This is a genomic window from Bradyrhizobium sp. 155 (assembly GCF_023101105.1).
GTDB lineage: Bacteria > Pseudomonadota > Alphaproteobacteria > Rhizobiales > Xanthobacteraceae > Bradyrhizobium > Bradyrhizobium canariense_D.
Genome location: NZ_CP064704.1, coordinates 4,061,998 through 4,076,765 on the forward strand (window position 1 = coordinate 4,061,998; position 14,768 = coordinate 4,076,765).

The 14,768-nt window shown below is 63.4% G+C and carries 14 protein-coding genes; 7 read left to right on the forward strand and 7 right to left on the reverse strand.

Annotation, left to right across the window (positions count from 1 at the left end; all coding sequences use genetic code 11):
• Window positions 1-17: 17 nt before the first annotated feature.
• On the reverse strand, window positions 18-1,238 hold the full coding sequence (locus tag IVA93_RS19870; protein WP_018454429.1) for an LL-diaminopimelate aminotransferase: 1,221 nt from the start codon (window positions 1,236-1,238) through the stop codon (window positions 18-20).
• Between the two features lie 213 nt (window positions 1,239-1,451).
• The gene (locus IVA93_RS19875) at window positions 1,452-1,727 is read right to left on the reverse strand and encodes a hypothetical protein (RefSeq protein ID WP_247368526.1); all 276 of its coding nucleotides are present in this window, start codon (window positions 1,725-1,727) and stop codon (window positions 1,452-1,454) included.
• A gap of 253 nt (window positions 1,728-1,980) precedes the next feature.
• Here IVA93_RS19875 and IVA93_RS19880 point away from each other — a divergent pair, with 253 nt between their 5' ends.
• The 3 genes from IVA93_RS19880 (at window position 1,981) to IVA93_RS19890 (ending at window position 5,203) form a co-directional block, all read left to right on the forward strand.
• Window positions 1,981-3,789, forward strand: a complete 1,809-nt coding sequence (locus tag IVA93_RS19880; RefSeq protein ID WP_247368529.1) for a PHA/PHB synthase family protein — start codon at window positions 1,981-1,983, stop codon at window positions 3,787-3,789.
• Window positions 3,790-3,854: 65 nt separating this feature from the next.
• Window positions 3,855-4,253 (forward strand): MAPEG family protein, encoded by a 399-nt coding sequence (locus IVA93_RS19885; RefSeq protein ID WP_018454432.1) that lies wholly within the window; start codon window positions 3,855-3,857, stop codon window positions 4,251-4,253.
• A 182-nt stretch (window positions 4,254-4,435) separates the two neighbouring features.
• Window positions 4,436-5,203: an outer membrane protein gene (locus IVA93_RS19890; RefSeq protein ID WP_247297400.1), complete on the forward strand. Its 768-nt coding sequence runs from the start codon at window positions 4,436-4,438 to the stop codon at window positions 5,201-5,203.
• Window positions 5,204-5,268: 65 nt separating this feature from the next.
• On the opposite strand, the gene argC is transcribed toward IVA93_RS19890, so the two are convergent.
• From argC to IVA93_RS19905, 3 genes are all read right to left on the reverse strand, one after another.
• Entirely contained in the window at window positions 5,269-6,252 is a 984-nt protein-coding gene (gene argC, locus IVA93_RS19895) for an N-acetyl-gamma-glutamyl-phosphate reductase (RefSeq protein ID WP_204511101.1), read from the reverse strand.
• Window positions 6,249-6,917, reverse strand: coding sequence for an FMN-binding negative transcriptional regulator (locus IVA93_RS19900; RefSeq protein ID WP_085353489.1), 669 nt, complete (start codon window positions 6,915-6,917; stop codon window positions 6,249-6,251). Before IVA93_RS19900 ends, argC begins: the two co-directional genes overlap by 4 nt.
• Before the next feature lie 223 nt (window positions 6,918-7,140).
• Window positions 7,141-7,671, reverse strand: a complete 531-nt coding sequence (locus IVA93_RS19905; protein ID WP_018454436.1) for a DedA family protein — start codon at window positions 7,669-7,671, stop codon at window positions 7,141-7,143.
• Between the two features lie 273 nt (window positions 7,672-7,944).
• On the opposite strand from IVA93_RS19905, the gene parE reads away from it, so the two are divergent.
• The 4 genes from parE (at window position 7,945) to IVA93_RS19925 (ending at window position 12,425) form a co-directional block, all read left to right on the forward strand.
• Window positions 7,945-9,987 carry a DNA topoisomerase IV subunit B gene (parE, locus tag IVA93_RS19910; protein WP_018454437.1) on the forward strand — a complete coding sequence of 681 codons (2,043 nt, stop codon included), beginning with the start codon at window positions 7,945-7,947 and terminating at the stop codon, window positions 9,985-9,987.
• A 456-nt stretch (window positions 9,988-10,443) separates the two neighbouring features.
• On the forward strand, window positions 10,444-11,226 hold the full coding sequence (locus IVA93_RS19915; RefSeq protein WP_247368531.1) for an outer membrane protein: 783 nt from the start codon (window positions 10,444-10,446) through the stop codon (window positions 11,224-11,226).
• A gap of 221 nt (window positions 11,227-11,447) precedes the next feature.
• On the forward strand, window positions 11,448-11,633 hold the full coding sequence (locus IVA93_RS19920; protein WP_007591540.1) for a hypothetical protein: 186 nt from the start codon (window positions 11,448-11,450) through the stop codon (window positions 11,631-11,633).
• Window positions 11,634-11,654: 21 nt separating this feature from the next.
• The gene (locus IVA93_RS19925; RefSeq protein WP_247368534.1) at window positions 11,655-12,425 is read left to right on the forward strand and encodes an SDR family NAD(P)-dependent oxidoreductase; all 771 of its coding nucleotides are present in this window, start codon (window positions 11,655-11,657) and stop codon (window positions 12,423-12,425) included.
• Window positions 12,426-12,533: 108 nt separating this feature from the next.
• On the opposite strand, the gene IVA93_RS19930 is transcribed toward IVA93_RS19925, so the two are convergent.
• Together IVA93_RS19930 and IVA93_RS19935 are read right to left on the reverse strand one after the other, a co-directional pair.
• Window positions 12,534-13,304: an outer membrane protein gene (locus IVA93_RS19930; RefSeq protein ID WP_204511099.1), complete on the reverse strand. Its 771-nt coding sequence runs from the start codon at window positions 13,302-13,304 to the stop codon at window positions 12,534-12,536.
• A 179-nt stretch (window positions 13,305-13,483) separates the two neighbouring features.
• Window positions 13,484-14,740 carry an FAD-dependent oxidoreductase gene (locus tag IVA93_RS19935; RefSeq protein WP_247541557.1) on the reverse strand — a complete coding sequence of 419 codons (1,257 nt, stop codon included), beginning with the start codon at window positions 14,738-14,740 and terminating at the stop codon, window positions 13,484-13,486.
• Window positions 14,741-14,768 lie beyond the last annotated feature (28 nt).

A 14,768-nucleotide genomic window follows, 5' to 3' on the forward strand; every position in this document is an offset into this window, starting at 1 on the left:
AACCTGCGGAAGAGAACTTAACGCCGAGTGGCGAGCGGAACGACGTTGTGCAACGTTTCGATGCCGCTTTCAAGGAAGCGGCGCACGCCACGCGCGGCCTGCCTGATCCGTTGCTCGTTTTCCACCATGGCGATGCGGACATATCCTTCGCCATGCTCGCCGAAGCCGACGCCGGGCGAGACCGCGACACCGGATTTCTCCACCATCAGGGTCGCGAACTGCATGCTGCCGACGCTGCGGAAGGCTTCCGGCAGCGGCACCCAGGCGAACATCGATGCTTCCGGCGGCGGGATCTCCCAGCCGGCACGGCCGAACGATTCCACCAGCGCGTCGCGCCGCTTGCGGTAGGTGTCGCGCATCTCCTTGATGCAATCGTCCGGTCCGTTCAGCGCGGCGGTCGCTGCGACCTGGATCGGCGTGAACGCACCGTAGTCGAGATAGGATTTGACGCGGCCGAGTGCCGCAATCACGCGCTCGTTGCCGACCGCGAAGCCCATGCGCCAGCCAGCCATCGAATAGGTCTTCGACATCGAGGTGAACTCGACGGCAACGTCCATCGCGCCCGGCACCTGGAGCACCGAGGGCGGCGGGTTGCTTTCGTCGAAATAAACCTCGGCATAAGCGAGATCCGACAGGATCAGGATCTCGTGCTTCTTCGCGAACGCGACCAGGTCCTTGTAGAAGTCGAGGCTCGCGACATAGGCGGTCGGGTTCGAAGGATAGCAGACCACGAGCGCCAGCGGCTTCGGGATCGAATGCACGATCGCCCGCTCGACAGCCTCGAAGAATTGCGGCGTCGGCTCCGAGGGCACCGAACGGATCACGCCGCCCGCCATCAAGAAGCCGAAGGCGTGAATCGGGTAGCTCGGATTGGGACAAAGGATGACGTCGCCGGGCGCGGTGATCGCCTGCGCCACGTTGGCAAAGCCCTCCTTGGAGCCGAGCGTCGCCACCACCTGGGTGTCGGGATTGAGCTTCACGCCGAAGCGGCGGGCGTAGTAGCCGGCCTGGGCCCGGCGCAGCCCGGGGATGCCGCGGGAGGCCGAGTAGCGGTCGGTGCGCGGCTTGCCCAGCGTCTCCTTCAGCTTCTCCAGCACGTGCGCAGGCGCCGGCAGGTCCGGATTGCCCATGCCGAGGTCGATGATGTCGGCGCCGGCGTTCCGCGCGGCTGCCTTGGCCCGGTTGACCTGTTCGAACACGTAAGGCGGAAGGCGGCGGATGCGGTAAAATTCTTCCATGGCTCTCTCGGCTCCGGCAACCGGTCAGGACAGAATCGACAGGCCATAAAGACCAGGCGGAAGGCGCCCGCATCTCTCGCGAAAATTACTCAAGATCAAATACTTAGAGCAATCATCGACGACGTTGACTGAAGTCGTTCGCCCTGACTCTCGGCTGAACTAAGGTCTTTTAGCACGGCGAGGCGGAGGCGCCAGCGATTACCTTGCGGCGCCCTATTTCGCGTCCTTGGTGGCAACCGCCTGACGGTCGCGCGCGGCAGCAAGCTCGGCCTCGATCTTGGCGCGTTGGTCCGGCGGCATGACGGCCTGATCGCGATCCGGCGGCAGATCGTGCACCGGCAGATAGCTAGCGGCCTCTCTGGGATGCGCTTGAGCATCGGAAGGCGTCATATCCGCGAGCTGGCTCGAGCAGCCGCCCAGGGCGAGCGTCGCCATCAGCAGCGCGCCACAGATCCGCCGCGACTTTTGCAGGTCCCTCAACGCCAACACTAGGGAAATCCCCACTTCGTCCCAAAGCACGGCCCCGGGCAACCTTACCCAAGTCCGCGCCCAAGCTCAAACCATTGCTGCCCAAACGGTGCGAGCGAGAAAATAGCCCAGTCCATCAAGCCGAGCGGTGCGGCTCGATTGTGACGGAACCAAGAAAATTTTGTCGCACTGCAACACATCTTCGAGAGTGTTTAACGCCAAACATGCGAGCTTCGCGGTGACGAATACGGAATGAATCGTTACTGTTCTCCTCATGAGTATGGCCACCACCGATACGCCCAAACCCGAGACGAAGTTCGATGCGGAAGCCTTCGCGATGAATGTCGCGCGGGCGATGGAAAGCGGCGGCAAGGCGCTTGCCGCGTACCTGAAGCCGCGCGAGAGCGGCGAGGTGCAGGATCGTCCGCCGGCGGAGCTTACCGAGGTCATCAAGACCTTCACCGCCGTCGCCGAATACTGGCTGTCGGATACGTCGCGGGCCTCCGCACTCCAGACCAAGCTCGCCAAGGACTATCTTGACCTCTGGGGCTCGGCGGCGCGCCGCATGGCCGGTCAGGACGCACCGCCCGCGATCGCACCCTCGCCGCGCGACAAGCGCTTTGCCGATCCGGAATGGAAGTCGAACCAGTTCTTCGATTTCATGATGCAGCTCTATCTGCTCACGACCAAATTTGCGCAGGAGCTTGTGCGCGAAGCCGAGGGCCTCGATCCGCAGACCCGCCGCAAGGCCGAGTTCTACGTCCAGCAGGTCACCAACGCGATATCGCCCTCCAACTTCGTGCTGACCAATCCGGAAGTGCTGCGCGCGACGGTGGCCAGCAGCGGCGAAAATCTCGCGCGCGGCCTGAAGATGCTGGCCGAGGACATCGCCGCCGGCAAGGGCACGCTGAAGATCCGTCAGTCCGATCCGGACAATCTCGTCGTCGGCGTGAACATGGCGACGACGCCGGGCAAGGTGATCTACCAGAACGAGATGATGCAGCTGATCCAGTATGCGCCGGCGACGGAGAAGGTGCTGCGCACGCCGCTCCTGATCATCCCGCCCTGGATCAACAAATTCTACATCCTCGATCTCAAGCCGGAGAAATCCTACATCAAATGGTGCGTCGATCAGGGCATCACCGTGTTCGTGATCTCATGGGTCAATCCCGACAAACGCCTCGGAGCCAAGAGCTGGGAAGACTACATGAAGGAAGGCCCGCTCACGGCGATGGACGTGATCGAGAAGGTCACCGGCGAGATGAAGGTGCACACCGCGGGCTATTGCGTCGGCGGCACCATGCTCGCGACCACGCTGGCCTGGCTCGCCGAGAAGCGCCGCCAGCGCGTGGCGTCCGCGACGTTCTTCGCGGCACAGGTCGACTTCACCCATGCCGGTGATTTGCTCGTGTTCGTCGACGAGGAGCAGATCGCATCCCTCGAGCAGGACATGAAGGCGGCGGGCGTGCTCGAAGGCTCGAAGATGGCGATGGCCTTCAACATGCTGCGCTCCAACGATTTGATCTGGTCCTATGTCGTCAGCAATTACCTCAAAGGCCAGCAGCCGAGCGCGTTCGACCTGCTGCACTGGAATTCGGACGCGACCCGCATGACCGCGTCGAACCATTCGTACTACCTGCGCAATTGCTACCTTGAGAACCGGCTCTCGACCGGCACGTTGGTGCTGGACAACACCTTGCTCGATCTCTCCAAGGTCATGGTGCCGATCTACAATCTCGCAACCCGCGAGGACCATATCGCGCCGGCTGAATCGGTGCTGTACGGCTCCCAGTTCTTCGGCGGCCCGGTGAAATACGTGCTGTCCGGCTCGGGCCACATCGCCGGCGTGGTCAATCCGCCCGCCTCGAACAAATACCAGTACTGGACCAACGACAACGTGAAGTCCGCCAACGTCGCCGAGTGGATGAAGGGCGCGGTCGAGCACAAGGGCTCGTGGTGGCCGGACTGGCGGCAATGGCTGGGCGCACTCGATCCCGAGGAAGTCCGGGCCCGCACGGTCGGCAGCGAGGCGTTTCCCCCGATCGAGGACGCGCCCGGCAGCTATGTCAGGGTTCGCGCATAGCAGAATCTTCCGCGCTTTCGTATAAGCTCCATGCCTGCAGCAGAAATTGATGAGGGGACCGGGTTATGACGCGTGAATTGTTCTGGCTGACACTGACGGTGGTCCTGACCGGAATCCTCTGGATTCCCTACACCATCAACCGCTGCCAGATTCGCGGTCTTGGTGGCGCGATGGCCAATCCCTCGCGCACCGACAAGCCGCAGTCGGAATGGGCGAACCGCCTGATGTTCGCGCATGACAACGCCGTCGAGAACCTCGTGCTGTTCGCGCCGCTGGTGCTGATCCTGAACGCGATCGACTACTCCTCGAAGTGGACGGTGCTTGCCTGCGCCGTCTATTTCTGGTCGCGCGTTGCGCATCTGATCGTCTATGCGATGGGTATTCCCGTCTTCCGCACCCTCGCCTTCACCGTCGGCTTTCTCGCCCAAGCCGTGCTGGCGCTAGCGATCTTCAAGGTACTCTGATCGGCCCCGGATGGGTTGGCGCCCGCAACGAACGGGTGAAATCTCAAAGGCCTATCGCGGCTGCCGGTGTTGCCGAATGACGACAGTGCGTAAAAAAGCAGCAATGCCCTCTTGGGCTGACGCGATGGATCGCACATCCAGAGGTATATTCGCCCATCGCAATTGATTGATTCGGGGCAGACATGAATTGGAAGATTGCATCCGCGCTCGCCGGCCTCTCGCTCGCCGCCGTCGCGACCCAGGCTAACGCCGCAGATCTCGCCGCCCGTCCTTACACCAAGGCGCCGCCGATGATCGCCGCGATCTATGATTGGAGCGGCTTCTACATCGGCGCCAACGGCGGCTATGGCTCGTCACGCAATTGCTGGGACCAGACGGTTGGTTTCGCGGCCGGCGTTGCGGAAGGCTGCCATGACGCGACGGGCGGCGTCGCCGGCGGCCAGATCGGTTATCGCTGGCAGAGCAGCGCCTTCGTATTCGGCCTCGAAGCGCAGGGCGACTGGGCGGACCTCTCCGGCCGGAACGCCAGCACCGTGCTCGGCGTCGCGAACCGCACCCGTGTCGATGCTTTCGGCCTGTTCACCGGCCAGATCGGCTACGCCTGGAACAGCGCACTGCTTTACGCAAAGGGCGGCGCCGCCGTCACCCGCAATCGCTACCGCGGCATCGGAACCGGCGGTCTGGCCGGAGCCGAGTTCGACGGTGCCGACGACACCCGCTGGGGCGGCACGGTCGGCGTCGGCATCGAATACGGCTTTGCGCCGAACTGGTCGGTCGGCCTCGAATACGACCATCTGTTCATGGGCCGGCGCGACGTTACCCTCACGGCAAACGGCGTGCTGGCACCCGTCGGCACGTTCTCACGTACCGACCGCATTGGCCAGGACGTCGACTTGATCACGGCCCGCATCAACTACAGGTTCGGCGGCCCGATCATCGCGAAGTACTGAGAAGCGCCCCTCGCGGCCGTCATGCCCGGGACCAGCCCGGTCATGACGAGCAGCGAATGTTGCTCCTACGCCTCCGGCAATCCCAGCATTAGTCGCATGTTCTGCACGGCCGCGCCGGACGCGCCCTTGCCGAGATTGTCGAGCCGCGCGACCAGCACCGCCTGATGGTACTTGTCGCTGGCGAAGACGTAGAGTTCGAGCGTGTTGGTCTCGTTGAGCCCTTCCGGCTCGAGCTTGCCACCCTTGGTCGTCTCGTTCTGCAGCGGCATCACCGAGACGTATTTCGAGCCGGCGTAACGCTTTGCCAGCGCGGCCTGGAGATCGGCGCCGCTGGGCTTGCCGGGCAGCGTGTCGAGCTGGAGCGGCACCGACACCAGCATGCCCTGCCGGTAGTTGCCGACCGACGGGATGAAGATCGGCCGCCGCGTCAGGTTCGAATAGAGCTGCATCTCCGGCAGATGCTTGTGCTCGAAGCCGAGGCCGTAGAGTTCGAAGGACGGCGCGCTGCCGTCCTCGAAACTCGCGATCATCGACTTGCCGCCGCCGGAATAGCCGCTCACCGCATTGATGGTGACGGGATAGTCGCGCGGCAGCAGGCCGGCATCGACGATCGGTCGCAGCAGCGCGATCGCGCCGGTCGGATAGCAGCCGGGATTGGACACCTTCTTCGCAGCATTGATCTTGCCAGCCTGATCCGGCGTCAGTTCCGGAAAGCCATAGGCCCAGTCGGGCGCGACCCGGTACGCGGTCGAGGCATCCAGCACCTTCGGGCCCGACGGCCCCATGCTGTCGATGAGCGCAACCGTTTCCCTGGCAGCATCGTCGGGCAGACAGAGGATGACCAGATCAACCTTCTCCATCAGCGCCTTCTTGGCCGCGGGATCCTTGCGCTTGTCGTCGGCAATCGTCTTCACGACCACGTCGCTCTGCAGCTTCAGCCGCTCGTTGATGCCAAGCCCGGTGGTGCCGGAGCCGCCGTCGACGAAGACGGTGGCCGGCTTTGTCGCAGCGCCAGTGGTCGGTGCTTTCGTCGTTTCAGTGAGGCTCATGGCGCGCTCCTTTCGAGCATGTTGGTTTCGGATGCGAAGGCCTCCGGCCTTACGTCCTGCATCAGTTGCGCGATCTCCCTGGCGTCGGCATGGGCTTGCGCGCCAAGCGCATTGGCGATCGCCATATAATCGGCGTCGGACTTGTGCTGGTTGAGCTTGAAGCTGGCTTCGACCTCCTCAACCGTCATGACCAGACCCACGATCGCCTTCTTCATCGCCTCGAGCCGCCCGGCCGTCATCTTGCCCGACGTCCACGGCTTCTTCGGCAACAGCCAGTTTTCGAACTTGTTACTGAGCGTATCGATTTGCACGGCCAGTTCACCATCCGACAACAACCGCACCGGCCCGGTCAGATGGACCGACTGGTACAGCCAGGTCGGCACCTGATCCGGCGAGACGTACCAATCCGGCGACACGTAGGCATCGGGGCCGTTGACCGCGAGGAGCCAGGAGGTCGTCCCGTCCGCAAGCTTTAGCAGCGGATTGTGACGGGCGACATGAAACGCGGCCTGCGGCGTGCCGTCCGCGGCATAGGTCAAATAGAACGGCAGCGGCGAGGCGATCGGCTTGTGGCCGTCGAAGGCGCACATGGTGCCGAAGCCGCGCGTGTCGGCGAATTTCAGGCTCGCGGCGCGGTCCTGCTTGAAAAAGGGTGGCGTATACATCGTAGTCTCCTGCTGGCCTCCTTGCTGGCCGCCGGATCAGATCGCACTGACAGGAGAGAGAATGCCGCGGATCGGATCCAGCGGCAAAGACGATGATCTCAAACGCGATCGACCGCCCAAACCGCTAAAGAGCGGCGGCGGCGACGGGCGAACAGGATGGTCGCGGCGTTGATCATGGCGCGGTGCTATAAGGCCAGCTGCGGTCGCCGTCAAGGTTCCGACGTCACACCACGCCCCAGATCCATTCCATGATCTTGGCGATCACATCTCCGAACAGCAGCAGCGCCGCCGACCAGATCAGTGCCGAGACGAAATTGGCGGCCTGGAAGCTCCAATAGGGCATCTCGAAAATGCCGGCTGCAAGCGGCACGGAGGCACGCAAGGGGCCGAAGAAGCGGCCGATGAAGATGCTCGGCACGCCCCAGCTGCGCACGAAGGCCTCGCCTCTGGGCAGGAGTTCCGGATAACGCGAGAGCGGCCACATCTGCGCGACCTGCTCCTTGTAGCGATAGCCGAACCAGTAAGAGACCCAGTCGCCCAGCGCCGCCCCGATGCCACCGGCGATCCAGACCGGATAGAAGCTGATGCCACTCGCGCCGATCAGCGCGCCGATAGCGACCAACGCGCCCCAGGCCGGGATCAGCAGCGAGATGAAGGCGAGCGACTCCCCGAATGCGAGCACGAACACGATGGGAGCTGCCCACGTCTGGTGAGCGCGCACGAAATCGGCGAGCCCGTGCGCAAACTGCTCCATTCAAAAATAGCCTTTCCGTCCTGCCCGAAGGTGCTGCTCGATGAAAAGGACTGGTAAGCCAATGACTTGTGTGACATCAAGTCACAAAGCCAAGTCCAGCCGGACCGGACCGTCACATTGCCGGGAATTGATGGGGATGCGGCGTAAAATCGCCGGGATTGGTTCCCAACCACACCGCCCGGCCCGCCCCGCGATAACCTTTCCAGGCGAGAAGTGGCATAGTCGGCCCAACCGATTCGCCGCTCATGCGGCCCTCGCAACGCATAAAGATATATGTCCAAGCAGTTGAAGCCCAAAGCAAAAGACGATTTTTTCGGCGGCGATGAGCCCAAGCCCCGCGCCGCCAAGGCCGCCCCGCGCGCGGGCGGTGCCGAGGCCGACTACACCGCAGCCGACATCGAGGTCCTCGAAGGTCTGGAACCGGTGCGCCGCCGGCCCGGCATGTATATCGGCGGCACCGACGAGAAGGCGCTGCATCACCTCTTCGCCGAAGTCATCGACAACTCGATGGACGAGGCGCTCGCGGGGCATGCGACCTTCATCGGAGTCGAATTGAGCGCGGACGGCTTTTTGACCGTCACGGACAACGGCCGCGGCATCCCGGTCGATCCGCATCCAAAATTCCCGAAGAAGTCGGCGCTCGAAGTCATCATGTGTACGCTGCACTCGGGCGGCAAGTTCGACTCCAAGGTCTACGAGACCTCGGGCGGCCTGCACGGCGTCGGCATCTCCGTGGTGAACGCCCTCTCCTCGCTGCTCGAGGTCGAGGTCGCGCGCAGCCAGAAACTCTATCGCATGACGTTCGAGCGCGGCCACCCAAAGGGCAAGCTCGAGGATCTCGGCAAGATCAACAACCGCCGCGGAACCCGCGTGCGCTTCAAGCCGGACACCGACATCTTCGGTGCCAAGGCAGCGTTCAAGCCGCAGCGCCTGTTCAAGATGACGCGTTCGAAGGCGTATCTGTTCGGCGGCGTCGAGATCCGCTGGAATTGCGCGCCCGAACTGCTTAAGGGCGTCGACGACGTGCCGGCGGAAGCGACGTTCCACTTCCCCGGTGGCCTCAAGGACTATCTGGCCGCCGCGATCCACGCCGACACGCTGGTGCATCCCGACATCTTCTCCGGCAAGTCGGGCCGCAACGGCGCCCATGGCGCCTGCGAATGGGCGGTGGCCTGGACCGCGGATGCCGACGGCTTCCTGTCTTCCTACACCAACACTGTGCCGACGCCCGACGGCGGCACGCACGAATCCGGGCTGCGCAGCGCGCTGCTGCGCGGCCTCAAGGACCACGCCGAACGCGTCGGCCAGGGCAAGCGCGCGTCGTCCATTACGTCAGAAGACGTGATGGTGGGTGCAGCCGTGATGCTCTCGGTGTTCGTGCGCGAGCCTGAATTCCAGGGCCAGACCAAGGACCGTCTCGCCACCGCCGAAGCGCAGCGCATCGTCGAACAGGCGATGAAGGATCCGTTCGACCATTGGCTGTCGGGCAATCCGAACCAGGCCAACAGGCTGCTCGACTTCGTGGTCGACCGCGCCGAGGAGCGGCTGCGCCGCCGCCAGGAGAAGGAGACCGCGCGCAAGACCGCCGGCAAGAAGCTGCGCCTCCCCGGCAAGCTCGCCGATTGCAGCGATGCAGGGTTGGAAGGCTCAGAACTCTTCATCGTCGAGGGTGACTCGGCCGGCGGCAGCGCCAAGCAGGCGCGCGACCGCAAGACCCAGGCCGTGCTGCCGCTGCGCGGCAAGATCCTCAACGTCGCGTCCGCCGGCAAGGACAAGCTGACGGCGAATACGCAGCTCGCCGACCTCGTGCAGGCGATCGGCTGCGGGATGCTCGCGCAGTATCGGGAAGAGGATCTGCGCTATCAGCGCATCATCATCATGACCGACGCCGATGTCGACGGTGCCCACATCGCTTCACTGCTGATCACCTTCTTCTACCGGCAGATGCCGCGGCTGATCGACGAAGGCCATCTCTTCCTCGCCGTGCCGCCGCTCTACAAGCTGACCAACGGCACGAAGTCGGTCTACGCCCGCGATGACGCGCACAAGGCAGCGCTGATCAAGAGCGAGTTCAACGCCAACGCCAAGGTCGAGGTCAATCGCTTCAAAGGCCTCGGCGAAATGATGCCGGCGCAGCTCAAGGAAACCACCATGGATCCGGCAAAGCGGACCATGTTGAAAGTGGTTCTGCTCGCCGACGACCGCGACACCACGGCGGATTCGGTGGAGCGCCTGATGGGCACCAAGGCCGAAGCGCGCTTCGCGTTCATCTCGGACAAGGCCGAATTCGCCAATGACGACCTGCTGGACGTCTGATCCGCAGGCGCTGCCCGGTCGTATCCATCCAGAGCCCCGGCATGATGCCCGGGGCTCTTTTGTTTTTTGGGAGATGACAACCGCTCTTTCCCGCCAATCCCGCCAACGTCCGCCTCGATTTCGTTGATTCCCGGCCTCATCGCGCCGCGACTCGGCCAACGACTCACCGAGCCATGACTGATGCAGGACTGCCTCCATTTCGGACAAAGCCGGATTCGCTAACGAGAAGCTACCAAAACGCAAATCGCAAAATTCGACGTACTGCATTGATAATGCGTACTTATTTCACATTTCCACGACGGCACCCAGAATCCCTGCCGTGCGGCGTTTCCCGGCGACTGTGCCTGCTCTGCAACAGCATTTCGGAGAGAAGCAGGTATAGTCCGGGACATCAGATCACACGGACTTCAGTGCGCTCGCGCCTGCCAGACAGACCAAAGCTTGGGGATTTTTAAGATGAAGAAGATTTTGCTCGCACTGACCGCGGTTGCCGCGATGACCGCTTCGGCCTCGGCCGCTGACCTTGGCGCCCGTCCCTACGCGAAGGCGCCGATGGCGGCTCCCGTCGCCAACTGGACCGGCTTCTACATCTTCGGCGGTGGCGGTGGCGGTCTCTCGAACGCCGACCAGCACGTGCAGACCACGGTTGGCGCAGTTCCCCTGACGATCGATCAGCGCCAGGGTGGCTCGGGCTGGTTCGGCACCGTCGGTCTCGGCTACGACTGGCAGTTCAGTGGCACCTGGGTCGCCGGCGTGTTCGCTGACGGTCAGTTCGGCAGCATCCGTGCTACCATTCAAGATCCCCTGCTCGGCATCACCGGCAACCAGAAGCTGGAAGACTCCTGGGCCGCTGGTGTGCGCCTCGGCTGGCTGGTCGCTCCGAACGTTCTCTCCTACGTCAACGGCGGTTACTCCGGCGCCCACTTCGGCAGCACCAACTTCATGACCTTGGCTGGCGCTCCGGCCGGCGTTCACCTCAACGGCTACAACCGCAATGGCTGGTTCATCGGCGGCGGCGTTGAGAACAACCTGAACATCTTCGGCATCCAGTCGCCCGGCTGGTTCATGAAGACCGAGTACCGTTCGGCCTTCTACAATGCCAAGACCCAGGACATCCTGTTCGATGCCGGTAACCTCCCGGTCGGTCAGAGCATTCGCGCCAACAGCTGGAACCAGACGATCTCGACTTCGCTGGTTTACCGCTTCAACTGGACCGGTCCGGTCGTCGCGAAGTACTGATCCGAACGCAAGTCCAGACGTCAAAGCCCCGGCATCGTCCGGGGCTTTTTCGTTGTACGGTGCTTCAGCGGACCTTGCGTATGGACATGCATCCGCCCTGCGGCCTGCATCAGCGGCCATTGTATCCGAACCACGGCTACGGCTAGTCTCCCGCTAAGTTTTCGGGCCGCGGCTATCGTCATGCCGCGTCACGACAGAAGCGGACTAATGGGGAGGAATGCATGCGCAGATTTCTGCTTGTAGCAGGCCTGTTTGCCCTTGCCGTCGGGCTGCTCTGGATCGGACAGGGTACGGGCACCGTCGCGTGGCCGCGATCGAGCTTCATGGTCAACCAGCTGCAATGGGCCGGCTATGGCGCAGCCATGGCCGGCTTCGGGCTGGTGCTGATCTGGCAGAGCAACCAATAGAAGAAACCAGGGAATAGCAGCATGACATCCAGTCGGTTCGATCTGCGCGGCAAGGTCGCCATCGTCACGGGAGGCAATGGCGGCATCGGGCTCGGCATGGCCCGTGGCCTCGCCGATGCCGGCGCCAACATCGCCGTGGTCGGGCGCAACGAAACCAAATCCGCCGCCGCCGTCGCTGATCTCAGCCAGCGCGGCGTGAAGGCGATCTCTGTTCCCACCGACGTCACCGACAAGGCGGCCATCGCCGCGATGATCGATCGCGTCGTCAGGGATTTCGGCCGCATCGACATCCTCATCAACAATGCCGGCATGAGCATCCGCAAGCCGCCGCACGAGCTCGAGCTCGACGAGTGGAACACGGTGATCAACACCAATCTCACCAGCGCCTTCCTGTGCTCGAAGCTGGCCTATCCGGCGCTGAAGGCGTCCGGCAACGGCAAGGTGATCAACATCGGCTCGATGATGTCGATCTTCGGCGCGAGCTTCGCAACGGCCTATGCGGCGAGCAAGGGCGGCATCGTTCAGTACACGCGCGCCTGCGCCAATGCGTGGGCGCCCGACAACATCCAGGTCAATGCCATCCTGCCGGGCTGGATCGACACCGACCTGACCCGCGGTGCGCGGCAGCAGGTATCGGGATTGCACGAGCGGGTGCTGGCACGCACGCCTGCGGGGCGGTGGGGCGACATCGACGACTTCGCCGGCATCACCGTGTTCCTCGCCTCATCCGCCTCCAACTTCGTCACCGGCACCGCGATCCCCGTCGATGGCGGGTTCTCGGTGATGGCGTAGGCCGCACCAATAAATCTGCACACAAAAAAGAAGCCCCGGACAATGCCGGGGCTTTTGAATTTGGGCAGTGATCGTCTTTTATGGCTGCTTGGTCGTTCGTTGACCCACTTAGTAGCGGGCGATGACCGGCGCGTCGAACTTGTAGCTGGCGCGCACGACGGCCCACTGCAGGTCGCGCGGCTTGGCATCGAAGCTGTAATTGCCGGAGGTGCCGCCGAGTTGATAGGTCTGGCTGGCGAAGGCTGCGTAGTTGTACTCGAGGCCGACGATCCAGTTGCGGGTGATGCCGTATTCCCAGCCGGCACCGACGGTCCAGCCGTTGGCCCAATGGGTCTGACCGCCGGAACCGGTGGCCGGACCGACCGTATCGGTGACCGACAGACGGTTGTTCACGCCGGCATAGCCGCCCTTGATGTAGAACAGGTTGTTCTGCACGGCGAAGCCCGCGCGACCGACGACGGTGGCAAGCACATTGGTGCGCCAGGAGAACACGTCGTCACCCGCGCCGAACGCGGTGTTCAAGAACGAGCCCTTGTTGTCGAGGCCCGAGATCGTGCCTTCCATACCGAACACGTAGTTGTTGGCCTGCCAATTGTAGCCGATCTGGGCGCCGCCCAGGATGCCGGAGTTGCGCTGACGGTAGCCCTGCCCCGGGGTCAGATCGCCAAACGGTGCGCCGGTCCCGTTGTTGATGAACTGCTCGTTGGTCCATGCACCGCCGATGTGGCCGCCGACATAGAAGCCGGTCCAGTTGAACATCGACTCCATATAGGCCGGCGCCTTTGTGTAGGGCCGAGCACCGAGATCGGCGGCGGAAGCGGCGCCGGTCGAAATCAGAGCGGTCGTGCAGGCGAAGGCGGCAATCAACTTGTTACGCATGGTACACCCCGTGTCCTTTGATGGGTGCACGCTCACACGCAGGTCTTACTCAAATTTGAATCAAGACAGTTAAGACGTCGGATTGGCAAGCAGCGCGCCTTCAATCCGTCTGCGCTGTTGCACGCAGGCAACGCGTCGAGCGCGATTTAACGCCGCGTTATCCCTACCGGGCCCTTGCGCTACCGTGCCGGCGCAGCCTTCGACTGCACGTGCTCGGGCCGGACGCCAAGCGCGAGCAGGCGCGCCGGAATGCCCTGGAGCCACGGCAGCGCGGTGATGAGGCGCAGGACCAGCGGCACTTTCAGCGGCCGGTCGCCGCCCTGCAAGGCGCCGCTGATGATGTTGTTCTGCACGATCATCTGCATCCGCTGCGTCATCTTCACCGGGAATTCGCGGCGACGGCGCACGGCATCGAGTTCGTCCTCCGACGGGCAGCCGCGCTGCAGCTCGTCCGCCAGCAGGTTTGCGGTCGCGACCGCATCCTGGACGGCGAGATTGACGCCGACACCGCCGACCGGCGACATCGCATGTGCGGCGTCGCCGATCAGAAGCAGGCCCGGCCGCGTCCAGCGCGGCAGGCGGTTGATCGCGACGGTGAGCAGCTTGACATCATCGAAGTTCTTCACCTCGGCTATGCCGCTCTTCAGGACCGGCGCCATGCGAACGACGTCGTCGAGCAGCGCCTGCAATCCCCTCGCCTTCACCGCGTCGTATTGTCCCTTGGCGATGACATAGGCGCACTGCCAATAGTCGCCGCGGTCGAAGGTGATCATCATCTTGCCGGGCTCGACGCGCGCGAACAGGTTCTCGGTCTCGTTCGCCTTGCGTCGGACGCGGAACCACAGCACGTCCATTGGCGCGCCGATCTCCTCGACCTCGAGGCCGGAATGCTGGCGCACGGTCGAATGCCGGCCGTCACATGCGATGGTGAGATCAGCTTCGATGTCCACGATACCGTCAGGCGTATTCGCCCGCACGCCGGCGATGGTCTCGCCGCGGCGGATCAGATCGACGGCCTCCGTGTTCATCATCACCTGCAGCGAGGCGAAGCGCTGGCCGGCCTCGCGCAGGAAATTCAGGAAATCCCATTGCGGCATGAAGGCGATGAAGGGGTACTTGGTGCGGAGGCGGCTGAGATCGGCGATGCGAACGGGGGTACTGCCGAACAGGCCGTCCAGCTTTTGCAAGCGCTGATGCGGCAGCAGCAGGAATCCGTCGATCAGGCCGAGCTCGTCCATCACCTGGAGCGTCGAAGGATGCACGGTGTCGCCGCGGAAGTCGCGGAAGAAATCCGCATGCTTCTCCAGCACCACGACATCGATGCCGGCGCGCCCGAGGAGATAGCCGAGCATCATGCCCGCCGGTCCGCCGCCGACGATGCAACACCGCACCTTCAGCGGGGAGCCCTGGGGACGCTGCAACGTATCGGGTTTCACGGTCGGGTCCTCCTTCACGAGCCAAGCA